Annotated in this window: 18 protein-coding genes; 10 read left to right on the top strand and 8 right to left on the bottom strand. The window is 72.1% G+C overall.

Going from position 1 to position 21419, the window contains the following annotated elements; genetic code table 11:
• Positions 1-49 precede the first annotated feature (49 nt).
• Together ACP4E5_RS15940 and ACP4E5_RS15935 are read right to left on the bottom strand one after the other, a co-directional pair.
• Complete coding sequence (locus ACP4E5_RS15940; protein WP_425829173.1) at positions 50-3010, bottom strand: helix-turn-helix transcriptional regulator; 2961 nt, start codon at positions 3008-3010, stop codon at positions 50-52.
• A gap of 342 nt (positions 3011-3352) precedes the next feature.
• Complete coding sequence (locus ACP4E5_RS15935) at positions 3353-4927, bottom strand: MFS transporter (RefSeq protein WP_425829171.1); 1575 nt, start codon at positions 4925-4927, stop codon at positions 3353-3355.
• Between the two features lie 83 nt (positions 4928-5010).
• On the opposite strand from ACP4E5_RS15935, the gene ACP4E5_RS15930 reads away from it, so the two are divergent.
• Positions 5011-5583 carry a TetR/AcrR family transcriptional regulator gene (locus ACP4E5_RS15930; protein ID WP_425829169.1) on the top strand — a complete coding sequence of 191 codons (573 nt, stop codon included), beginning with the start codon at positions 5011-5013 and terminating at the stop codon, positions 5581-5583.
• Here the strand turns inward: ACP4E5_RS15930 and ACP4E5_RS15925 are convergent.
• A complete protein-coding gene (locus ACP4E5_RS15925; protein ID WP_425829167.1) occupies positions 5572-6759 on the bottom strand; it encodes a PucR family transcriptional regulator in 1188 nt (395 codons plus the stop codon). The two genes, ACP4E5_RS15930 and ACP4E5_RS15925, sit on opposite strands and share 12 nt — an antisense overlap.
• Positions 6760-6945: 186 nt before the next feature.
• Between ACP4E5_RS15925 and ACP4E5_RS15920 the strand changes: the two genes are divergently transcribed.
• Both ACP4E5_RS15920 and pruA read left to right on the top strand, forming a co-directional pair.
• Positions 6946-7872, top strand: coding sequence for a proline dehydrogenase family protein (locus ACP4E5_RS15920; RefSeq protein WP_425829165.1), 927 nt, complete (start codon positions 6946-6948; stop codon positions 7870-7872).
• A 57-nt stretch (positions 7873-7929) separates the two neighbouring features.
• On the top strand, positions 7930-9567 hold the full coding sequence (gene pruA / locus ACP4E5_RS15915) for an L-glutamate gamma-semialdehyde dehydrogenase (protein ID WP_425829163.1): 1638 nt from the start codon (positions 7930-7932) through the stop codon (positions 9565-9567).
• Positions 9568-9743: 176 nt separating this feature from the next.
• On the opposite strand, the gene ACP4E5_RS15910 is transcribed toward pruA, so the two are convergent.
• Positions 9744-10667 carry an NADP-dependent oxidoreductase gene (locus tag ACP4E5_RS15910; protein WP_425829161.1) on the bottom strand — a complete coding sequence of 308 codons (924 nt, stop codon included), beginning with the start codon at positions 10665-10667 and terminating at the stop codon, positions 9744-9746.
• A gap of 401 nt (positions 10668-11068) precedes the next feature.
• Here ACP4E5_RS15910 and ACP4E5_RS15905 point away from each other — a divergent pair, with 401 nt between their 5' ends.
• Positions 11069-11212 carry a hypothetical protein gene (locus ACP4E5_RS15905; RefSeq protein WP_425829159.1) on the top strand — a complete coding sequence of 48 codons (144 nt, stop codon included), beginning with the start codon at positions 11069-11071 and terminating at the stop codon, positions 11210-11212.
• Between the two features lie 52 nt (positions 11213-11264).
• On the opposite strand, the gene ACP4E5_RS15900 is transcribed toward ACP4E5_RS15905, so the two are convergent.
• On the bottom strand, positions 11265-12845 hold the full coding sequence (locus ACP4E5_RS15900) for a purple acid phosphatase family protein (RefSeq protein ID WP_425829157.1): 1581 nt from the start codon (positions 12843-12845) through the stop codon (positions 11265-11267).
• Between the two features lie 140 nt (positions 12846-12985).
• On the opposite strand from ACP4E5_RS15900, the gene ACP4E5_RS15895 reads away from it, so the two are divergent.
• Together ACP4E5_RS15895 and ACP4E5_RS15890 are read left to right on the top strand one after the other, a co-directional pair.
• Positions 12986-14029, top strand: a complete 1044-nt coding sequence (locus tag ACP4E5_RS15895; protein ID WP_425829155.1) for a 3-isopropylmalate dehydrogenase — start codon at positions 12986-12988, stop codon at positions 14027-14029.
• 270 nt (positions 14030-14299) lie between these two features.
• Positions 14300-15388, top strand: a complete 1089-nt coding sequence (locus ACP4E5_RS15890) for a branched-chain amino acid aminotransferase (RefSeq protein ID WP_425829153.1) — start codon at positions 14300-14302, stop codon at positions 15386-15388.
• A 75-nt stretch (positions 15389-15463) separates the two neighbouring features.
• Here ACP4E5_RS15890 and ACP4E5_RS15885 read toward each other — a convergent pair whose 3' ends face one another.
• The gene (locus ACP4E5_RS15885; RefSeq protein WP_425829151.1) at positions 15464-15640 is read right to left on the bottom strand and encodes a hypothetical protein; all 177 of its coding nucleotides are present in this window, start codon (positions 15638-15640) and stop codon (positions 15464-15466) included.
• Positions 15641-15784: 144 nt separating this feature from the next.
• Between ACP4E5_RS15885 and ureA the strand changes: the two genes are divergently transcribed.
• From ureA to ACP4E5_RS15865, 4 genes are all read left to right on the top strand, one after another.
• A complete protein-coding gene (ureA, locus tag ACP4E5_RS15880) occupies positions 15785-16489 on the top strand; it encodes an urease subunit gamma (protein ID WP_425829149.1) in 705 nt (234 codons plus the stop codon).
• Positions 16486-18198, top strand: a complete 1713-nt coding sequence (locus ACP4E5_RS15875; protein WP_425829147.1) for an urease subunit alpha — start codon at positions 16486-16488, stop codon at positions 18196-18198. The genes ureA and ACP4E5_RS15875 overlap by 4 nt, the downstream gene beginning before the upstream one ends.
• 17 nt (positions 18199-18215) lie before the next feature.
• Positions 18216-19241, top strand: a complete 1026-nt coding sequence (locus tag ACP4E5_RS15870; protein WP_425841367.1) for an agmatine deiminase family protein — start codon at positions 18216-18218, stop codon at positions 19239-19241.
• A gap of 66 nt (positions 19242-19307) precedes the next feature.
• Positions 19308-19847 (top strand): TetR/AcrR family transcriptional regulator, encoded by a 540-nt coding sequence (locus ACP4E5_RS15865; protein ID WP_425841365.1) that lies wholly within the window; start codon positions 19308-19310, stop codon positions 19845-19847.
• On the opposite strand, the gene ACP4E5_RS15860 is transcribed toward ACP4E5_RS15865, so the two are convergent.
• Together ACP4E5_RS15860 and ACP4E5_RS15855 are read right to left on the bottom strand one after the other, a co-directional pair.
• The gene (locus ACP4E5_RS15860; protein ID WP_425829145.1) at positions 19844-20701 is read right to left on the bottom strand and encodes a 5-oxoprolinase subunit C family protein; all 858 of its coding nucleotides are present in this window, start codon (positions 20699-20701) and stop codon (positions 19844-19846) included. The genes ACP4E5_RS15865 and ACP4E5_RS15860 overlap by 4 nt on opposite strands.
• The gene (locus ACP4E5_RS15855) at positions 20701-21417 is read right to left on the bottom strand and encodes a 5-oxoprolinase subunit B family protein (RefSeq protein WP_425841362.1); all 717 of its coding nucleotides are present in this window, start codon (positions 21415-21417) and stop codon (positions 20701-20703) included. The genes ACP4E5_RS15860 and ACP4E5_RS15855 overlap by 1 nt, the downstream gene beginning before the upstream one ends.
• Between the last annotated feature and the right edge of the window lie 2 nt (positions 21418-21419).

Raw genomic sequence — 21419 nt, 5'->3', positions numbered from 1 at the left:
AGCTGGAGGGCCGGGTCACCCGTGGTGGGGTGGCCCGGCCCTCGTGCGTTCAGCCGCGGGTGCTGGTCTCCGGTTCGATCAGGCCCTCGCGGTAGGCGATGCCCACGGCCTCGGTGCGGCTCGCGGCGCCGAGTTTGGCGAGGATGTTCGAGACGTGGACGCTCGCGGTCTTGGCGCTGATGAACAGCTCCTCGCCGATCTGGCGGTTGGTGCGCCCCCGGCCGAGCAGCCGCAGCACGTCGCTCTCCCGGGCGGTCAGCGCGGCGATACGGTCCCCGGCGGCCGGGGCGTCGGCGAGGCGGCCCCGCCGGATCAGGGTGTCCAGGGCCTCGCGCAGTGGCTCGGCGCCGAGCAGGACGGCGGCGTCGCGGGCCGCGTACGCCTGCTCGGCGGCCTCCTCGCGGCGGTCGTCGGTGAGCAGGGCCTCGGCCAACCTCCGGCGGCAGCGGGCCAGTTCGTACGGATCGCCGTAGTCGAACGCCGTCACGGCCCGCTCCCAGGCCGCGGCGTCGGGGCCGCTCGCGGCGCGCATCCGCTCGGCCTCGGCGCGGGCCAGCCAGGCCAGGCCCTCGGGGCCCTGCTCCGTGCCGTCCTCGCCGCGGGCCGCCGTTTCGCGGGCCAGCTTCACCAGTTCGGTGGCCGTCGCCGCCCAGCGGTCGGCGCCCGCCGTGTCCCCGGACAGGCGGGCCTCCTCCGCCGCGTCCGCGACGGCCGCCAGGGCCAGGGCGGCGAGCCGCACCACGGCGTCGGGGCGCGCGCCGCCCGAGACGTCGGTGAGTGACTCGACCGACGCGTGCATCTGTCGTACGCAGTCCTCGGCGGAGCCGCGCAGCGCCGCCGCGTCGGTCAGCACGATCGCGGCGACGAGCGCCGCCATCCAGTCGAAGTGACGGTCGAGCAGGCCCCGGGCCCCGGTGACGGCCGTGTCGTGGTCGCCGCGGGCCAGCGCCACGTACAGCGCGGGCGCGATCGCGAACCCGCCCGCGGGCGGCAGCAGTTCGGTGTCGGCGACGGCCGCCCGCGCGCACTCGTCCCAGCGGCCCAGCGTGTAGAGCAGCAGGGATTGCAGGTAGCGCAGTTCAAGGGCGTACGGAGAGGTGAGGAGGCCGGCGCGGCGGGCGCGGTCGAGGCCGTCGGCGAGCCAGGGCAGACACGCGTCCAGGTCGCCGGACTCGTAGCAGCCGATGGCGAGGTTGTAGAGCGCCCGCATCTCCACCGCGAGGTTCCCGGCGGCGCCGGCCAGTTCGCGGGCCCTGACCAGTCGTTCCCGGCCCTGTGGGGTACGCCGGTTGTGTGCCCTCTCCAGGCCGACCAGTGAGATCGTCAAGTCGGCCTGGGCGTCGGCGAGTTCGAGTCGCTCGGCGACGTCGAGCGCCTGCCGGGCGACGCGCTCGGCGTCCTCGTTCCGGCCCACGTGCCGCGCGGCCAGGACGTGGGTCGCGGCGGCCCACACCCAGGTGCCCGAGGGCGGTTCGGCCGGGATCAGCGCGAGTGCCTCGCTGCTGTACGTGAACGCGGCCTCCAGGTGGTCGATCCGGATCAGGTTGCCCGCGAGGGTGTAGCGCACGCGCGCCGCGAGTTCGGAGTCGGCGTCGGATCCGGCCCGGGCGAGCGCGGAGCGGGTGAGCTGGACCGCGCGATGGGGGTCGCCCGCGCGGGCGGCGGCGGCCGAGGCGCGCAGGGTGAGGGTGGTCGTGTCGCCGTCCTCGGGGCGTGCGGGGGCGTCCACCACGGCCAGTAGTTCGAGCGCGGTCTCCAGGTGCCGAAGCTCCTCGGCGGGGGCGCCGACGCGTTGCGCGTGGTCGGCGGCTTCCAGGGAGGCCGCGAGGGCGTCGGGCAGGTCGTGGCTCTCGCGCGAGTGGTGGGCGCGCTCCGCCGCGCTCTGCGGCGAACGGCCCTCGCCCGCGAGGAGCGCGGCGAACCGCCCGTGCAGCCGGACCCGTTCGCCGGGCAGCAGGTCCGCGTAGACGGCCTCGCGGGTGAGGGCGTGCCGGAACGAGTACGTCGTGTCGTCGCCCGGCACGAGGAGTTGGCGTTCGACGGCCTCGCGCAGCGCCGACTCCAGCTCTCCCTCGGGCAGTTGTACGGCGGCCCGCAGCAGGTCGTGCCCGACGCGGCGGCCGGCGACGGCCGCCGTGCGCAGGACCTGCTGGGCGGTCTCGGTGAGCTGCTCGACCCGGATGAGCAACACGTCGGCCAGACCGCCGAGGCCGCTGGGCATGCCGGGGTCCCCCGTGTCGTCGCCGGGCAGCGCGGCGAGCAACTCCTCGGCGTAGAAGGCGTTTCCCTCGGCGCGGTCGACGATGCGGCGGACCGTGCCGTCGGGCACGGGGCCGGTGCGGCGGGCGCGGACGAGCCGGGCCATGTCCGCGTCGGCCATCGGGCGCAGTTCGAGGCGGTCGACGGCGGGGAGCCTGATCAGCTCGGCGAGCAGTGGCCGCAGGGGGTGGCGGCGGTGCAGGTCGTCCGAGCGGTACGAGGCGAAGACGGCGAGGCGGCGGGGCGGGCCGCCCCGGCTGAGCAGGAAGCGGAGCAGGTCGCGGGACGACTGGTCGGCCCAGTGGAGGTCTTCGACGACCAGGAGGAGCGGGGTCAGGTCGGCCAGGTCGGCGAGGAGTCCGGCGACCCCCTCGAAGAGCTGGAGGCGGCTGCCCGGGTCCGGCGCGGGTCCCGCGCCCGAGGCCGCGCCGATGAGCCGGTCCACCGCGGGGTACGCGGCGAAGGCCGGGGCGAGCCGGTCGTCGGCGGCCGCCGCGCCGAGGATCTCCGTGAACGGGAGGTACGGAAGGCCCACGTCCCCGAGGTCCACGCAGTGGCCGGTCAGGACGGTCAGGCCGGTGGCGGCGGCGTGCGCGGCGGCCTCCGTCAGAGCCCGCGTCTTGCCGACGCCGGCGTCCCCCGCCACGAGAACGGCGCGCGGCTCACCGCCCACGGCCCGCTCCAGAACACCGGTGAGCCGGGCGAGTTCGCCCGCCCGACCGACGAACGGCGTATCGAATGTCTGCGCCACGCCCCCATCCTGGCACGGCCCCTCACGACCGGCGGACGCCTCCGACGAGCTGCCGAGGCCGCCGGTCGGGCGGAGTTGTCGGGGCCGCCCGGTCGGGCGGAGCCGTCGGGGCTGCCGGGCGGCCCCGACCGGCCCGGGTGCTCGGGCTGCGGGGTTGTGCGTGCTGCCTGTGCTGCCGGGGCGCCGGGGTTATCGAGTTGCATGAGTCGCCGGGCTGCCGGGCGGCACGAACCGCCCGGCAGCTGTCTGCGCTGCCGGGCGGTTGAGTTGGCCGAGTTGCCGGAGCTGCCGGGCTGCCCGGCCGGCCAGAACCGTCCGAGCCGCCCGAACCTGCCCGTCCCGTCAAGCCGGCGTCCTCTCGGTCGGTGTCGCGTCCGGGTTCGTCGGCTCGTCGATCGGTGGGGTCGCGTGCACCGTCACCTTGCGCAGGGTCGTCGCGGAGAGGATTGCGGCGGCCAGGAGGAGGATCGCGCCCGCGATCGACGCCGCCTGCATGCCGTCGGTGAAGGCTTGGCGGGCCGTGGCTGTCAGGGTGTGGGCCGCCGCGGACGGTAGCTGGCCCGCCGCCGCGAGGGCGCCGCCCAGGGTTTCGTGGGCCGCGGCCGGGGCGTCGGTGGGGATGCCGTGGCGGTAGACGGCCGTGCCGATGGAGCCCAGGACGGCCATGCCGAGGGCGCCGCCGAATTCGGCTCCCGTCTCCAACAGGGATGCCGCGGAGCCCGAGTTGGCGGCCGGGACCGTGCCGAGCGCCAGGTCCATCATCTGGGACATCACGGTCACGATTCCGGAGGCGAGGACGCCCGCGCCGGCCAGGACCAGCCAGAGCGAGTCGGTGTCGGCCAGGGCAAGGAGCGCGTATCCGCAGGCGGCGACGGCGAAGCCGCCGGCGACGACGTGGGCGCGGTGCACGCCCTTCGCGACGAGTTGGGCCGAGACGGGAGCCGCCACACCGACCAGGACGGTGGGAAGCAGTGACCAGAGGGCGGCCGCCATGGAGCTCTTGCCGAGCACGGACTGGAGGTACTGCGTGGTGAAGTACGCCGAGCCCATCATGCCGAAGGACGAGACGAGGTTCAGGACGACTCCGGGGGCGAACCCACGGCCGCGGAAGAGCGCGGGGGAGACCAGCGGCGACTTCGTGGTGCGCTGGCGGTGCACGAAGAGGGCGGCGAACAGCAGGCCGACGGTGATCGAGACGACGTAGCGCACGTTCCAGCCCTCGGACGGGATCTCCTTGATGCCGTAGATGACGGGCAGTACGGCGGCCATCGACAGCGGCACGCTGAGCAGGTCGAAGCGGCCGGGCTCCGGGTTCCTGGACTCCGGCAGCAGGAACGGGCCGAGGACCAGGAGCAGCACCATCGCGGGCAGGTTGACCAGGAAGACCGAGCCCCACCAGAAGTGCTCGACGAGGACGCCGCTCATCACCGAGCCGAGGGCGACGCCGCCGGTCATGACGCCCGACCACAGGCCGATCGCCTTCGCGCGCTGGCCGGGGTCGGTGAACATCGTGCGGACGAGCCCCATGGTGGACGGCATGAGGGTCGCGCCGCCGACGCCGAGGAGCGCGCGGGCGGCGATGAGCGTCTCGGCGCTGTTCGCGTACGCGGCCAGCAGGGACGCGGTGCCGAAGGCGGCGGCCCCGATCAGGAGCAGCTTGCGGCGCCCGATCCGGTCGCCGAGCGAGCCCATCGTCATCAGCAGGCCGGCGAGTACGAACGCGTAGACGTCGAAGATCCACAGCTGCTGGGTGCCGGTCGGCGCCAGGTCGGCGCTGATCTCGGGGATCGCGAAGTAGAGGACGGAGACGTCCATCGAGACGAGGAGCAGCGGCAGCATCAGCACGCCGAGTGCGGTCCACTCGCGGCGCCCCGCAAGGGATGCGGCGGGTGGGGTGGTGCTCGTCGGGTTCGTCATGCCAGGAACTGTACGAGCGTCTTAAACGCTTGTCTAGTACGAGTGTTTAAGACGCTCGTCTGGATTCCGGCTAGGGTGGGCCCATGGGACATCGTGAGGATCTGCTCGAAGGCGCCAAGCGCTGCCTGATGGAGAAGGGGTTCGCGCGCACGACGGCGCGCGACATCGTCAAGGAGTCCGGGACCAACCTGGCCTCCATCGGCTACCACTACGGCTCGAAGGACACGCTGCTCGCGCAGGCCTACCTGGAGCTGGTGGAAGGCTCGGCCGACGCCTTCGACCAGGGCGGCCTCACGACCCCGCCCGGCTCTCTCGAGCGCTTCCAGGAGGTGTGGGGCAACGTCATCGAGAGCATGGGCAAGCCCGGCTCCATCTGGCATCTGGGCATGGAACTCGTGGTGCTGGGCGACAAGTTGCCCGGCGTGCGGGAGATCGTGGCGAGCGCCCAGAGCGAGGGCGGTCGCGGCGTCATCCCCATGTTCATGGGCGGCGAGGAGCCGCCCGCCGACCACCCGAGCGTCGGCACGCTCGGCAAGTTCTACATGACGCTGATGAGCGGGCTCATCGCCGAGTACATGCTCGACCCGGAGAGTGCGCCCAGCGCCGAGGAGCTCACCGACGGGCTGCGGCGCATCATCACCGCGTCACAGGCGTGACGCCTTCAGCCCCATGTGCAGGAGCAGCCGGTCCTCGCCCTCGTCCAGGTCGAGCCCGGTGAGCTGTTCCACCCGCGACAGGCGGTAGTACAGCGTCTGGCGGTGGATGCCGAGGGCCGCGGCCGTGCGGCCCGCCTGGCCCGCGCAGTCGAGGAACACCTCGGCGGTGCGCGCCAGTTGGCGGTGGGCGGGGGAGAGCAGGGGCGCGACCACGGGGTCGTGCGCGGCCTCCGCGGGGAGCGCGGTAAGCAGCCGGTACGGGCCGATCGACGACCACTGCGCGTCCGGGCCGAGCCGCGGGTCGGCCAGCGCCGCGCGCGCCGCCGCCGTCGCCTCCTGCCAGGCCGTCGCCAGTTCGGCGAGGTCGTCGCGCGCGGCGCCGACGCCCGCCGCCACCGGCGAACCCGCGCGGGCGCGCAGCTTCGCCGCCGCGGTCAGCGCGGGCGCCAGCGCCTCGCGCGAACGCAGCCGCACCAGCAGGGCGAGGCACTGCCCCGTCGCGCCCCACGGCACCGTGCACAGCGCGTCCGCCGCCGGGAGGGTGCGCACCGACGGCGCGTTGTCCGGGTCCGCCGAGGGCCACGGCGCGACACAGACCACCGTGTGCAGGCCCGGCGCCCGGCTGCCGAGCGCCGTGCGCAGCGCAGCCACCGCCATGTCCCGCTGCCAGCCCCGCTCCGCCGTGAGCACGGAGTGGAACTCGCGGGTCAGGTCCGCGCCCGCCTGCGCCTCGTCGGCGAGCTGCGCGCCGATCCGGCCCGTCACCTCCATCGCCGCGTCGAGCTGCTCCCGCGTGGGACCCGGATCGTCGTCGAGCAGCCATACGTAGCCGAGGACGAAGCCGTGATGGCGTACGGGCAGACAGATGCGGCCGCGGTAGACGCCGGCCTCCGGGGTCGCCGGGATCCGGACGGGGTCCTTGGCGCTCGCGATGCCGAAGCCCTCGAACCAGGAGCGGACCGCCGACGTCGAGCCGCGCGTCAGGATCGAGCGCGTGCGTACGGGGTCGAGCGCGGCCTCGTCGAAACCGTCGGCGTCGTCGTCGGCGCTGGCCTGGGCGCCGAAGGCGATGAGGCGGAAGTCGCGGTTCTCGAGGGTCGCAGGGGCGCCGAGCAGCGCCGAGATCTCGTCGACCAGGTCCTGGTAATCGCCCTTCACCCCGCCATTCTCGCCCATCCCGGGCCCCTCTTCACGCCCCTCTTCATACAGATGTCTGAGGTGGGGGCCACAGATGCGTGACAGGTGTCGATGGCACAGGATCGGAGGGATCCTTAGATTTCTGAGTGGTTCTCCGTGCCGTCCCCGTCTGTACGGGAATGGCCATATTTGACGTAATCAATCAGTGATCCGTGGAGGTGCCCCGTGCTGGCTCCCTTGATCCTCGCCGCGTCGCGCAGCGACAAGATGCGCGCCTTCGTGTCGGCGGCGCCGGGCACCAAGCAGGTCGTCGACCGCTTCATCGCCGGTGAGTCGGTCGACCAGGTCGTGCCGATCATCGAGGACGCCGCCGCCAAGGGCCTGGAGGTCACGCTCGACGTCGTCGGTGAGGACATCACCACCGTCGAGCAGTCGCAGGCCGCGCGGGACGCGTACCTGACCCTGGTCGAGCGTCTCAAGGACCTGGGCCTCGGCACGAAGGCCGAGATGTCCGTGAAGCTGTCGATGTTCGGACAGGCGCTGGACGGCGGCCACGAGCTGGCGCTCGCCAACGTCCGCCCGGTCGTCGAGGCCGCCGCGGCCATCGGCACCACGGTCACCCTCGACGCCGAGGACCACACCACCCTCGACTCGATGTTCGCCATCCACGAGGAGCTGCGGAAGGACTTCCCGCAGACCGGCTGCGTCATCCAGGCCTACCTGTTCCGCACCGAGGACGACGCCCGCCGCCTCGCCGCCGCCGGCAGCCGCGTACGCATCGTGAAGGGCGCCTACAAGGAGCCCGCCGAGGTCGCGTACCAGGACAAGGCCGAGATCGACAAGGCGTACGTCCGGATCATGCGCATCCTCATGGAGGGTGCCGGGTACCCGATGATCGGGTCACACGACCCGCGACTCGTCTCCATCGCGCAGGAGCTCGCCCGGCAGGCCGGGCGCAAGCTGGACGAGTACGAGTTCCAGATGCTGTACGGGATCCGCAGCGACGAGCAGCTGCGGCTCGCCGCCGAGGGACACCGGATGCGTGTCTACACCGCATACGGCACCGACTGGTACGGATACTTCATGCGCCGCCTCGCGGAGAAGCCGGCCAACCTCCTCTTCTTCGCCCGCTCGGTCCTCACCAAGGGCTGACCCACAAGCTTCCCGTTCCGTCCCCAACTCCCCGACCCCCGAAGGAGATACGGACCCATGACCCTCGACGCCGTGACCCAGGTCCCCGCCCCGGTCAACGAGCCGGTGCACGGCTACGCCCCCGGTTCCCCGGAGCGTGCCCGCCTGGAGGCCAAGCTCAAGGAGCTGGCCGACAACCCGATCGAGCTGCCCTGCACCATCGGCGGCGAACGTCGTTTGGGTGGCGGCGAGCGCTTCGACGTCGTGCAGCCGCACAACCACAAGTCCGTCATCGGTACGTACGCCAACGCCACCGAGCAGGACGCCCAGGACGCGATCGACGCCGCCCTGGCCGCCGCCCCGGCCTGGCGCGCGACGTCCTTCGACGACCGCGCCGCGATCATCCTGCGCGCCGCGGAGCTGCTGTCCACGAAGTGGCGCGAGACGCTGGCCGCCTCGACGATGCTCGGCCAGTCGAAGACCGCGCAGCAGGCCGAGATCGACACTCCCTGTGAGCTGATCGACTTCTGGCGCTTCAACGTCCACTACGCCCGCAACCTGCTCGCGGAGCAGCCGCCGGCGAACTCCACCGGCGTGTGGAACCGCATGGACCACCGCCCGCTCGAGGGCTTCGTCTACGCGATCACGCCGTTCAACTTCACGGCCATCGCGGGCAACCTCCCGACCGCGCCCGCCCTCATGGGCAACGTCGTCGTGTGGAAGCCGTCGCCGACGCAGACGCACGCGGCTGTGCTGCTGCTTCAGCTGCTTGAGGAGGCCGGTCTCCCGAAGGGCGTCATCAACCTGGTGACGGGCGACGGCCTCGCGGTCTCCGAGGTCGCGCTCAACCACCGCGACCTCGCCGGTATCCACTTCACCGGTTCGACCAAGACCTTCCAGCACCTGTGGAAGACGGTCGGCAACAACATCGAGAAGTACCGCACCTACCCGCGGCTCGTCGGCGAGACCGGCGGCAAGGACTTCGTCGTCGCGCACCCGTCCGCGGACCGCGCCGTGCTGAAGACCGCGCTGACCCGCGGCTCCTTCGAGTTCCAGGGGCAGAAGTGCTCCGCCACCTCGCGCGCGTACATCCCCGCCTCCATCTGGAACTCCGGTTTCAAGGAGGAGTTCGCGGCCGAGGTCGACGGCATCAAGATGGGTGACGTCACCGACCTGTCGAACTTCATCGGCGCCCTCATCGACGACCGCGCGTTCGCCAAGAACAAGGCGGCGATCGACCGGGCGAAGGCGGACCCGAGCTGCACGATCGTCGCCGGCGGCACGTACGACGACTCCGTCGGCTACTTCGTGCGGCCGACCGTCGTCGAGTGCACGGACCCCGCCAACGAGGTGTTCTCCACCGAGTACTTCGGCCCGTTCCTCGCCGTGCACGTCTACGAGGACGACCAGTACGACGCCATGCTGGAGCAGATGGAGTCGGCCTCGGACTACGCGCTGACCGGCTCGGTCGTCGCGAACGACCGCGCCGCCGCGGCCCACACGATGGAGAAGCTCCGCTACGCCGCGGGCAACTTCTACATCAACGACAAGTCGACGGGCGCGGTCGTCGGGCAGCAGCCCTTCGGTGGTGGGCGTGCGTCCGGTACGTGTGACAAGGCGGGTGCGCCGCAGAACCTTCAGCGGTGGACGCTGACGCGTGCCATCAAGGAGACGCTGGTTCCGCCGACGGACTACGTGTACCCGCACATGGGCTGACGCCCCTGCAGCGGTTGCCGCCCCCGGTCGAGGTTTTCTCCTCGGTCGGGGGCGGTTTCGTGTGGGCCGGTCCTACGCCACGGGGCTCCGCCCCGGACCCCGCGCCTCAATCGCCGGCGGGGCTTGATTTGGTCGACTGAGCCTTGCCCACCCTGCCGCCTTGGGCGGCAGGGTGCTCAGGGAACCGTCAGGACGATCTTGCCCTGGGTGCGGCCCGAGGCGCCCAACTCATGGGCCTTGGCGGCCTCTTCAAGGGGGAGTGTCGCCGAGACGTGGGCGCGCAGGCGGCCCGCCGCCAGCAGGGCCGCGACCTTGCGCAGCGTGGCGCCCGAGGGCTGGACCGAGATGGGGGCGAAGCGGACGCCGCGGGCCTCGGCGTCCTCCTTGGTGACGCCGGGGTCCCAGAGCACCGCCGAGGCCAGGAGGCCGCCCGGGCGCAGGGTGACCAGGGTGCGCGGGCCGTAGTCGCCGCCTATCAGGTCGAAGGCCACGTCCACGTCGCGCAGGGAGTGGGCGAAGTCCGTGGTCGTGTAGTCGATGGGCTCGTCGACGCCGAGTTCGCGCAGGAATTCGTGCTTGTCGGCGCGCGCGGTACCGATCACGTACGCGCCCTCGGCCTTGGCGATCTGCACCGCCACATGCCCGACACCGCCGGCCGCCGCGTGGATCAGGACCCGGCGGCCAGGACCGATCTGCGCGGTGTCGACGAGCGCGAGCCAGGAGGTGAGCGCCGCCGAGGGCACCGCCGCCGCGTGCACGTGGTCGACATTGCCCGGCTTCGGCGCCAGGTGCTCGGTGCGGACCACGACGTACTCGGCGTAGCCGCCGCCCCGGATCATCGTGAACACCTCGTCGCCCGGCCGGAATTCGGTGACGTCCTGGCCCGCCGACTCGACGACGCCCGAGACGTCCCAGCCGAGCGTGAACGGCGGGTCGCCGAAGAGCGGCGCGGAGCCGGAGCGCGCCATGCGGTCCACCGGGTTCACCCCCACGGCCCGGACCCGGACCAGTACCTCGCCCGCCCGCGGCTCGGGCCGCGGAGCCTCCACCACTTCGAGCACCTCGGGTCCGCCGAGCCGACGCTGACTGATCACGCGCATGGTGGGACTCCTCCCCAGGGCCGGCCGGGCCACCGCGGCCCGGCCGGTAGGGGACCCATCGTGGTGCGTGGACGGCTGCCGCGCCATGGCCCGGCCCGCCCACACCACAGGACCCGGCCACCTCTGTGACGGCTGTGGCCAAAGGGGCCTGCGGGGAACGAGATGTGGGTCCCGTCTCAGATAGTAGGAAGTCCGAGTAATTGTGGAGACAGAAGCAGAGACCTGTCCTAGCTTTGTAGGAGCCGAACGACTCGCCCGATCCGGCGAATGGCGGCCGCGAGCCGGAGCACCCCGCAGGCAACCCCTGCAGCTCCTCGCTCCCCGCCCTTCCGGCGCCTCGAAATCCCCCTGCGCGCACGGCGCGCGAGGATTCCCACGGATTCTCAAGGAGTCGATCCCTCATGGCCACTGCGACGCCCGCCCGCCGCCGAGTCCGTCACGTCTCCCCGTCGAGCGAAGCCGACCGCCAGGCCGCCAGGACCGCGGCCGCCGCCCTCCAGCGCGCCCTCGACCGCAGGGACAACGGCGGCGAGACCGGTCACTGAGACCGGTCCCCGAACCACTTCAAGAAGCCTGCTTCACAAGCAGAAGCCTGCTTCACGAGCCCCGCTTCACCTCGAAGTGGTCGATCCGCTCGCCGGTCTCGGCCAGCGCCGACACCTTCATCCGGCCCTTCTCCACCTCCACCGCGAGGAACGAGAAGCCGGTGTACCGCACCCGGGACCACTCGACGGTGTCCGGGTCGGGCAGGCGTGACCTCGTCCAGTGGAAGGTGACGATCGAGTCGCGATCGTGCACGTTGCCTTCGTAGCTGTCGGGCACGCCCGGCCCGAAGCCGTAGAGGTCCTTGCCGGCGCCGCCCGCGGTGACGTACACGATGCCGTCGCGCGTCGGATCGGTCGACGCGCCGACCGGCACCGGCTTGCCGACCTCGCCGTTCCCGGCGCCCCGAATCGCGTCGGTGCGCTCGTAGACGTGGTTGTGCCCGTTGATCACCAGGTCCACCTGGTGCTTGGCGAACAGCGGCACCCAGGCCTCGCGCACCCCGCCGTCCGAGGCGTGCGTCGACGTCGAGTACGCGCAGTGGTGGAAGAAGACGACCACGAACTCGATGTCGTCCCGCGCCCGCAGCTCACCGAGCCGCTTGTCGAGCCAGGCGGTCTGCTTCCCGTCCAGGTAGCCCTTGTTGGCGGGTATCTCGAACGAGACGTCGTTCGCGTCGAGCGCGACCACGCCCACGTTCCCGTACGTGAAGGAGTAGACGCCGGGCGCCTTGTCGGGGTCGGGCCCGTTGGCGGGCAGCGACCAGCGGGCGCTCTGGCCGCCGTAGCCGTTGGGCGAGTACCAGGCCTCCATGTCGTGGTTGCCGGTCGTCACCATCCACGGCACCGACTTGGCGACGGTCTCCGTCTGCGCGAGGAACTGGTCCCACACGCGCGCGTCGTACGTGTCCGACTCCTTGCCGTGGCCGCTGCTGTCGGCGTAGCAGATGTCGCCCGCGTGCAGGTGGAAGGACGGGTTCTGGCCGAGGATCACCTGGTCGTTCGCGAGCGCGTCGTAGCTCACCCCCTGGTCGCCGAAGGCCGTGAAGACGAACGGCTGCGGGGCGGCCGGCGCCGTACGGAAGGTGCCGAGCGTGCCGAGGCGCTCCGCGTCGGCCGGGTCGAAGCCGTCGTGGCCGACGCCGTAGTAGTACGTCGTGCCGGGCCTGAGGTTGTCGAGCGCCGCGTGCAGATAGAGCTGCTCGACCTCGGGGAGCTTCTTCGACAGGGACGGCGTGTGCAGGGCGCGCACCTCCGCCGGGATCTTCCGGCTCAGCTCCCAGGGCTTCGACCCCACCCGCAGATACGGGTTCTTCACCGCGAACGGCACCTGCCACGAGATCCGCATCTGCGTCTTCGGGTCGGCGCCGAAGGCGAGATGCCGGCCGAAGGGGGCGACGAGGGAGCCGTCCACCTGGGCGGCGGCCGCTCGCGCCGAGAGGAGGGGCGTCGCGTACGCGCCGGTCGCCGAGCCGCCGCCGAGCAGCGCGGCCCCGCCCACCGTGGCCGCGGCCCCCGTCAGGGCGCGGCGCCTGCTGAACCTCGTCCGCAGGTACTCGTGTTGCTCGGGCATGCTCAGGCGTCTGGCGAGCTGTTCGGGGATGCCGACATTGGGGGTGTCGTTGGCAGGGCTCATGGGAGGGAACTTCCCAGTAACTTCCAACTCCCGCCATACATACGGGTGAACAACTTCTGGCCACGAGGAGACCATGCCCGGCGCTGTCCGGATGGTGGACGCCGCGTGTCATCCCATGGGACGAGAGGTACGGTGCTGGCATGTCTCGCAGCATCAATCTCGCAGTGATCCCCGGTGACGGTATCGGCCAGGAGGTCGTGGCCCAGGGTCTCAAGGTCCTCTCCGCCGTCCTTCCGCAGGATGTGAAGCTGGAGACCGAGGAGTACGACTTCGGCGCCAAGCGTTATCACGCCTCCGGTGAGACCCTCACGGACGCCGACCTCGACTCGCTCAAGAAGCACGACGCCATCCTGCTCGGCGCCATCGGCGACCCGTCGGTGCCGTCCGGCGTCCTGGAGCGCGGCTTCCTGCTCAAGCTCCGCTTCGCGTTCGACCACCACGTCAACCTGCGCCCGTCGAAGCTCCTTCCGGGCGTCTCGACCCCGCTCGCGGGTGAGCCGGACATCGACTTCGTCGTCGTCCGCGAGGGCACCGAGGGCCCCTACACGGGCAACGGCGGTGTGATCCGCAAGGGCACGCCGGCCGAGGTCGCCACCGAGGTCTCCGTCAACACGGCCTTCGGTGTCGAGCGCGTGGTCCGTGACGCCTTCGCCCGTGCGCAGGCCCGCCCCCGCAAGAAGCTCACGCTGGTCCACAAGAACAACGTGCTGACCTTCGCGGGCCACCTGTGGACGAACATCTTCAACAAGGTGGCCAAGGAGTTCCCCGAGGTCACCACCGACTACATCCACGTCGACGCGGCGACGATCTACCTCGTCACCGACCCGGCGCGGTTCGACGTGATCGTCACCGACAACCTCTTCGGCGACATCATCACCGACCTCGCCGCGGCCGTCTCCGGCGGCATCGGCGTCGCGGCCTCCGGGAACATCAACCCGAGCCGCGAGTTCCCGTCCATGTTCGAGCCCGTGCACGGCTCGGCCCCGGACATCGCGGGCCAGGGCAAGGCCGACCCGAGCGCCACGATCCTCTCGGTCGCCCTCCTCCTGCGCCACCTCGGCTACGAGGCCGAGGCCGCCCGCATCGAGACCGCGGTCTCCGCGGACCTCGGCGAGCGCGGCGACGCCGTGCGCTCCACCGACGAGATCGGTGACGCCCTCGTCGCCCGAGTAGTAGCCGGCTGACCCGGCGCTCACCATCACGGCAGCAGCCGCCGGGTCGCACAGCGCACCCGGCGGCTGTTCCTGTGCGGCCCCTGGGTGCGACCATCAATCCCATGGGCCGCTTCACGCACCCGTACTCGTCAGGTCTCCACCGGGGCCGTTTCGAGCACACCGCTCCCCGCGCGATAATCGAACGTGGGGCCGCGGTGTACGGCGAAGCTCGGACTTCCTAGTACCGGAGTGCAAGCGTGAACGCGGTCCGTCACAACCAACGGTGAAGGACACGCAACCATGACGACGCCCACGATCGAGCTCAAGCCCACCGCCACCCCGCTGTCCGCCGCGCAGCGCGAGGAGATCCTGGCCAACCCGGGATTCGGCCGCCACTTCACCGATCACATGGTGACGGTCAAGTGGACCGAGGGGCGGGGCTGGCACGACGGGCAGCTGGTGCCCTACGGACCGCTCTCCCTCGACCCGGCCACGAACGTCCTGCACTACGCGCAGGAGATCTTCGAGGGCCTGAAGGCCTACCGCCGCCCCGACGGTTCGGTCGCCACCTTCCGGCCCGACATGAACGCCAAGCGCTTCCAGCACTCCGCCTGGCGCCTCGGCATGCCCGAGGTGCCGGTCGAGACCTTTGTCGAGGCCTGTGACCTGCTCGTCCAGCAGGACAAGGACTGGGTGCCCGCGCACGGCGGCGAGGAGTCCCTCTACCTGCGCCCGTTCATGATCGCGACGGAGATCGGGCTGGGCGTGAAGCCCGCCAACGAGTACCTCTTCATCGTCATCGCCTCGCCCGCCGGCGCGTACTTCCCCGGCGGCGTGAAGCCCGTCTCCATCTGGCTCTCCGAGGACCGCGTGCGCGCCGTCCCCGGCGGCGTCGGCGACGCCAAGACCGGCGGCAACTACGCGGCGTCCCTGCTCGCGCAGGCCGAGGCCGCGGCCAAGGGCTGCGACCAGGTCGCCTACCTCGACGCCGTCGAGCACAAGTGGGTCGAGGAACTGGGCGGCATGAACCTGTACTTCGTGTACGGCAACAAGATCGTCACCCCGACCCTCACCGGTTCGCTGCTCGCGGGCGTCACCCGTGACTCGCTCCTCCAGGTCGCCCGCGACCTCGGCTACGAGTCGGAGGAGCGCCGCGTCTCCATCGACGAGTGGCAGGCCGCCACGGAGTCCGGCGAGCTGACCGAGGTCTTCGCGTGCGGCACCGCCGCCGTCATCACGCCGGTCGGCACGGTCAAGCGCGCGGGCGCCGAGTGGACCCAGTCCGGCGGCGAGGCCGGCGAGGTCACCATGAAGCTGCGCAACGCGCTCCTGGACATCCAGCGCGGCAAGGCCGAGGACAAGCACGGCTGGATGCACGAGCTCGGCTAGTCCGGTTGATACGTACGAAGTCCGGCCCCCGTCCCGCGTCCGCGAGACGGGGGCCGGCGCATGTCCGGGGCCCGGTCAGTCCCCGTCGTCGGACGATCCGCTCGACCGGCTGCCCGAGCCCTTCCTCGAGGCCTGGCCCAGCGCGCCCAGAACGATGAGCAGGACCTGCGCGCAGCGCAGCAGTGCGGCGCCGGTGTACTTCGCCGCGCGGATCGCCTTCGTCCGGGCGGGGGATCTGGTGGTCTCCGTCATGGCTCGCATGGTCCCAGCTCCCGGCTGCCCCTGTCATTGGAATGGCGCTCTATGTGCACGCGGCCACCAGACAACCGGAAGCTGACTCTCCGGGTCCGATAGGTTTAGAGTGACGTTCTAAGAACGACGAGGAGGCGTGACGGCGTGAGACTGACCCCCACGGAACGCGACCGGCTGCTGCTGTTCGGCGCCGCCGAGCTCGCGCGGGCCCGCAAGGCCCGCGGGCTGCGGCTCAACGTGCCGGAGGCCACCGCCCTGATCGCGGACACCGTCTGCGAGGCCGCCCGCGACGGGAAGCGGCTCGCCGAGGCGATCGACGCGGCGCGCTCCGCGCTCGGCCCCGGCGACGTGCTGCCGGGCGTCGCCGAGGTGGTGACCGAGGTGCACGTGGAGGCGGTCTTCGACGACGGTTCGCGGCTCGCGGTCGTGAGCGACCCGATCGGCGCCACCGAAGGGGACGCGGGCCCCGGCGCCCTGCTGCCGGGCCCCGAACACGAGGACCCCCGGCCCGAGTTGACGCTGACCGTCACCAACACGGCGACCGTCCCCGTCTCCGTCACCTCCCACTTCCACTTCTTCGAGGCCAACCCGCGCCTGGACTTCGTACGGGACAAGGCCTACGGGATGCGGCTCGCGGTGCCCGCGGGTTCTTCGGTGCGGTTCGGGCCGGGGGAGACGCAGGACGTCGGGCTGCTGCCGATCGGCGGGGCCCGGGTCGCCATCGGGTTCGCGGGCCTCGTCGACGGACCGCTGGACGCGCCCGGCGCCCGCGAGGAAGCCCTGCGCCGCGCCGCCGCCTGCGGATACCTGGGCGTACCGGACACGACCGAAGAGGAGGCCGGTCGATGAGCCGCCCCGGAGGCCACGCCGCCGAAGCCCGCCGACTGACCCCGTACGAGTACGCGGGGACGCACGGCCCGCGCGCCGGTGACCGCGTCCGGCTCGGGGACTCGGGGCTCACCATCGAGGTCGAGTCCGACTCCCAGGCCTACGGGGACGAGTTCCTCGCCGGATTCGGCAAGACCGCGCGCGACGGGCTGCACCTGAAGGCCGCCGCGGTCCGCGACACCTGCGACATCGTGATCAGCAACGTCGTGGTGATCGACGCCGCGCTGGGGATCAGGAAGGTCTCCATCGGCATCCGCGAAGGGCGCGTCCACGCCGTCGGCCGGGCCGGAAACCCGGACACGTTGGACGGCGTCGACGTCGTGGTCGGCACGGGCACCACGATCGTCTCCGGCGAGGGCATGATCGCCACCGCAGGGGCCGTCGACACCCATGTGCACCTGCTGTCGCCGCGCATCATGGAGGCCTCGCTCGCCTCCGGCGTGACGACGATCATCGGCCAGGAGTTCGGCCCGGTCTGGGGCGTCGGCGTCAACTCGCCGTGGGCGCTCAAGCACGCGTTCTCCGCCTTCGACGCCTGGCCGGTCAACATCGGCTTCCTGGGCCGGGGTTCGTCCTCCGACGGCGCACCGCTGGTCGAGGCGCTCGCCGAGGGCGGCGCCTGCGGGTTCAAGGTGCACGAGGACATGGGCGCGCACACCCGCGCCCTGGACACGGCGCTGCGCGTCGCCGAGGAGCACGACGTCCAAGTCGCCCTGCACAGCGACGGGTTGAACGAATGCCTGTCGGTCGAGGACACCCTGAAGGTCCTCGAAGGCCGCACCATCCACGCCTTCCACATCGAGGGCTGCGGCGGCGGCCACGTCCCGAACGTCCTGAAGATGGCAGGCGTCCCGAACGTCATCGGCTCCTCCACGAACCCCACCCTCCCCTTCGGGCGGGACGCCGTCGCCGAGCACTACGGCATGATCGTCTCCGTCCACGACCTGAAGACGGACCTGCCCGGCGACGCCGCGATGGCCCGCGACCGGATCCGCGCCGGGACGATGGGCGCCGAGGACGTGCTGCACGACCTGGGCGCCATCGGCATCACGTCGTCCGACGCGCAGGGCATGGGCCGCGCGGGGGAGACCGTGCGCCGTACGTTCGCGATGGCCGGGAAGATGAAGGGCGAACTCGGCGACCCGGGCGTCGGCCACGACAACGAGCGCGTCCTGCGCTACATGGCGAAGCTCACCATCAACCCCGCCATCGCGCACGGCCTCTCGCACGAGATCGGCTCCCTCGAGCCCGGCAAGATGGCCGACATCGTGCTGTGGCGCCCCGAGTACTTCGGCGCGAAGCCGCAGCTCGTCCTGAAGTCCGGCTTCCCCGCGTACGGGGTGGTGGGCGACCCCAACGCCGCCACCGACACCTGCGAACCGCTCGTCCTCGGCCCGCAGTTCGGGGCGTACGGCGCGACGGCCGCCGAGCTGTCGGTCGCCTTCGTCGCGCAGGCCGCCGTCGACGACGGGCACGACACGATGCCCACCCGCAGGCGCCGCGTCGCGGTGCGCGGCACCCGCGGCATCGGCCCGGCCGACCTGCGCCTCAACTCCCGTACGGGAGCGGTCGACGTGGACCAGCGCACCGGCCTCGTCACCCTCGACGGCGACCCGCTCCGCTCCGAGCCGGCCGAGTCCGTCTCCCTCAACCGCCTCTACTTCCTCTAAGGGGTCACCTGATGTCGATGCCGTATGTGATGCCGCCCGAGTGGGCCCCGCACGAGCGCACGTGGATGGCGTGGCCGGGCCCCAACCCGACCTTCTCCGACGAGGCCGAACTGGCCGGGGCGCGGGCCGCGTGGGCGAAGGTCGCCAACACGGTGCGCCGCCACGAGCCGCTGACGATGATCGTCGGCACGGGCCAGTCGGAGTCCGCGAGAGCGCTCCTCGATCCGTCGGTGGAACTGGTCGAGCGGGACCTGGACGACGCGTGGATGCGCGACATCGGCCCTACGTTCGTGAAGTCCGCGGCCGGTGAACTGGCCGCCGTGGACTGGACGTTCAACGGCTGGGGCGCGCAGAGCTGGGCCCGCTGGGAGCACGACGCGAAGATCGCGCGCCATGTCGCGGACCTCGCCGGCGTGCCCGTGCACGCGACGTCGCTCGTCAACGAGGGCGGCGGCATCCACGTCGACGGCGAGGGCACGGTGCTTCTGACGGAGACCGTCCAGCTGGACGCGGGCCGCAACCCGGACCGCTCCAAGGAGGACGTCGAGGCCGAGATCCACGCCCGGATCGGCACGTCCAAGGCGATCTGGCTGCCGCGCGGACTCACCGCGGACTACGGCGAGTTCGGCACGCGTGGACATGTCGACATCGTGGCGGCCTTCGCGGCGCCGGGTGTCGTCCTCGTCCACTCCCAGCGGGACCCGGCGCACCCGGACTTCGAGGTCAGCCGCGAGATCATCGGCGCCCTCTCCGGGCAGACCGACGCGCAGGGCAGGCCCCTGGAGATCGTCGAGGTCCCCGCGCCGACCGTCCTCACGGACGAGGACGGCGACTGGGTCGACTACTCGTACATCAACCACTACCTCTGCAACGACGGCGTCGTGCTGTGCGGCTTCGACGACCCGAACGACGAGGAGGCCGCGGCCATCTTCCGCAAGCTGTTCCCGTCCCGGACCGTCACCCTCGTCGACGCCCGCACGATCTTCGCGGCGGGCGGCGGCATCCACTGCATCACCCAGCAGCAGCCGGTCGCGGGGGCCTGAGCGGTGACCGGGACGCAGCGCCGGCGCACACCGGCGCCGCCGCGCGAGGACGTGCTCGCCGCGACCATGGCGATGATCGCCGAACACGGTCTTGAGCGGCTGACCCTCGCCGCGCTCGGCCGCGAGGTCGGCATGAGCAGCGGACACCTCGCGTACCACTTCGGCAGCAAGGACGAATTGCTGCTGCGCACGCTGGAGTGGAGCGAGGGCCGACTCGGCGCGCGGCGGCGGGAGTTGCTCGTGCGCGTGGCCGGGGCGCGCGACCGTCTCGACGCGTACGTGGATCTGTACGTGCCGGACGCGCCGCGCGACCCGCACTGGACGCTGTGGCTGGAGGTGTTCAACCGCTCGCGGAACGCCGACGACGACGCGCGCGCCCGCCAGGCCGCCATCGAGGGGGCCTGGCACCGCGACCTCGTGGCGCTGCTGGCGGAGGGAATCTCGCACGGCGAGTTCCGCCCGCTCGACCCGGACCGCTTCGCGACCCGGCTGCGGGCGCTGCTCGACGGCTTCTCCATCGCGGTGGCGATCGGCCTGCGCGCGGACCGGGACCATGTCATGGGCCACGTACGGGAGTTCCTGGACGAGAGCGTGGAACGAACCTAGAGGGTGAACCGGAGCGGCGTGCCGGGCGCCGCCTGGGCCGCCGCGCCGAGGGCGTCCTCGTCCACGACGGCGATCACCGGGTAACCGCCGGTCGTCGGGTGGTCGTGGAGGAACACCACGGGCCGCCCGTCCGGCGGCACCTGCACCGCGCCGAGCACCATCCCCTCACTGGGCAGCTCACCGTCCAACTCCCGCTCAAGGGCGGGCCCTTCGGTCCGCAGCCCGATCCGGTTGCTGTTGCCCGAGACGGTGTACGTGGCGGTGACGAAGGTCCGGTGCGCGGCCTCCGTGAACCAGTCCGCACGGGGCCCGAACCGCACCGGCAGCACGAGTTCGACCGGGGGAGCGGGCCACGGCGCGGCCACCGGCGTGGCGGGCCGCGCAAAGGGTGCCTCCCCGACGGGCAGCACGTCCCCCGCGCTCAAGGGCGCCGGCCCGAGCCCCGACAGCAGATCGGTGGACCGGCTGCCGAGCACGGGCTCGACGGCGATGCCACCGGCGACGGCGACGTAGGACCGCACACCGGCACTGACGGCCCCCACGTCCAGGGTCGCCCCGGCCGGTACGTACACGGGAACTCCCCAGGCCGCGGGCGCGCCGTCGACGGTGACCGGGCAGGGCGCCCCGCCCACGACGACGGTGACGCCACGGTCGGGGCGCAGCGCGCACCCGGTGAGCGTGGTCTCGAGGACGGCGGCGTCCTCGGGATTCCCGACGAGCCGGTTGCCGAGCCGGACGGCCTCCACATCCAGCGCCCCTGAACGGGGCACCCCCAGATACGCATGACCGACGCGCCCAAGATCCTGCACGGTGGTGAGCGCCCCGGCCCGAACGACCCCGACCTTGAGCGTCATCACTGGTGCCCCGATCCAGGTATTTCAAGCCCCGCCGGCGATTGAGGCGCGGGGTCCGGGGCAGCGCCCCGAGTCGTCAACCCCGCAGCGGCGAAACGAACCCGGGTACCAGGGGCCAAAAGCGCCGCCGGCTCCCGCGACGGATCCCACAGCCCCGCAGGGTCCGGCATGGTTCCGATCAACTGCCACCCACCCGGCGTAGACCGGGGATACACAGCCGAGTACGGCCCGGCAAGGGCAACCGCCCCCGCGGGAACCCGCGTTCGCGGAGTCGCCCGCCGCGGCACACGCAACTCCTCCGGCAACCCGGCCAGATACCCGAACCCGGGCGCGAACCCGCAGAACGCCACCCGGTACTCGTACGAGGAGTGCAGCGCGGCGACCTCCTCCTCGGACACCCCCCAGAACCCCGCCACCTCGGCCAGATCCGGACCGTCGTACACGACGGGAATCGTCACGACGTCCCCGTCCGCCACGGCCCCCAACGGCACCTCCCACTCGCCCAGTTGACGCGCGAGCGCATCCCGCTCCGCCACCCCGTCGAGCAGCACCGTCCGCGCCCCCGGCACGATCTCCCGCACCGGCGGCAGCACCCCCGCGCCCCGCCTGCGCAGCACCTCCGCGTGGAACGCCCCCGCGTGCTCGGCGTCGGCGAACTCCACCAGCAGCGCGTGCCGCCCGGCGGGCCGTACGCGCAGGCCCGCGCGCTCGCTCACGC

The sequence above is a fragment of the Streptomyces fractus genome (assembly GCF_049844455.1).
GTDB classification, from domain to species: Bacteria; Actinomycetota; Actinomycetes; order Streptomycetales; family Streptomycetaceae; genus Streptomyces; species Streptomyces fractus.
The sequence above is the reverse complement of the archived record's forward strand: the minus strand, read 5'-3'. Positions and strand labels throughout refer to the sequence as shown.

Excerpts from the sequence above, each read along its gene's own strand:
- ACP4E5_RS15935 (WP_425829171.1), bottom strand. The coding sequence starts at position 4,927 with ATGACGAACCCGACGAGCACCACCCCACCCGCCGCATCCCTTGCGGGG.
- ACP4E5_RS15930 (WP_425829169.1), top strand. The coding sequence starts at position 5,011 with ATGGGACATCGTGAGGATCTGCTCGAAGGCGCCAAGCGCTGCCTGATG.
- ACP4E5_RS15925 (WP_425829167.1), bottom strand. The coding sequence starts at position 6,759 with ATGGGCGAGAATGGCGGGGTGAAGGGCGATTACCAGGACCTGGTCGAC.
- pruA (WP_425829163.1), top strand. The coding sequence starts at position 7,930 with ATGACCCTCGACGCCGTGACCCAGGTCCCCGCCCCGGTCAACGAGCCG.
- ACP4E5_RS15910 (WP_425829161.1), bottom strand. The coding sequence starts at position 10,667 with ATGCGCGTGATCAGTCAGCGTCGGCTCGGCGGACCCGAGGTGCTCGAA.
- ACP4E5_RS15905 (WP_425829159.1), top strand. The coding sequence starts at position 11,069 with ATGGCCACTGCGACGCCCGCCCGCCGCCGAGTCCGTCACGTCTCCCCG.
- ACP4E5_RS15900 (WP_425829157.1), bottom strand. The coding sequence starts at position 12,845 with ATGAGCCCTGCCAACGACACCCCCAATGTCGGCATCCCCGAACAGCTC.
- ACP4E5_RS15895 (WP_425829155.1), top strand. The coding sequence starts at position 12,986 with ATGTCTCGCAGCATCAATCTCGCAGTGATCCCCGGTGACGGTATCGGC.
- ACP4E5_RS15890 (WP_425829153.1), top strand. The coding sequence starts at position 14,300 with ATGACGACGCCCACGATCGAGCTCAAGCCCACCGCCACCCCGCTGTCC.
- ACP4E5_RS15885 (WP_425829151.1), bottom strand. The coding sequence starts at position 15,640 with ATGACGGAGACCACCAGATCCCCCGCCCGGACGAAGGCGATCCGCGCG.
- ACP4E5_RS15875 (WP_425829147.1), top strand. The coding sequence starts at position 16,486 with ATGAGCCGCCCCGGAGGCCACGCCGCCGAAGCCCGCCGACTGACCCCG.
- ACP4E5_RS15870 (WP_425841367.1), top strand. The coding sequence starts at position 18,216 with ATGCCGTATGTGATGCCGCCCGAGTGGGCCCCGCACGAGCGCACGTGG.
- ACP4E5_RS15865 (WP_425841365.1), top strand. The coding sequence starts at position 19,308 with ATGGCGATGATCGCCGAACACGGTCTTGAGCGGCTGACCCTCGCCGCG.
- ACP4E5_RS15860 (WP_425829145.1), bottom strand. The coding sequence starts at position 20,701 with ATGACGCTCAAGGTCGGGGTCGTTCGGGCCGGGGCGCTCACCACCGTG.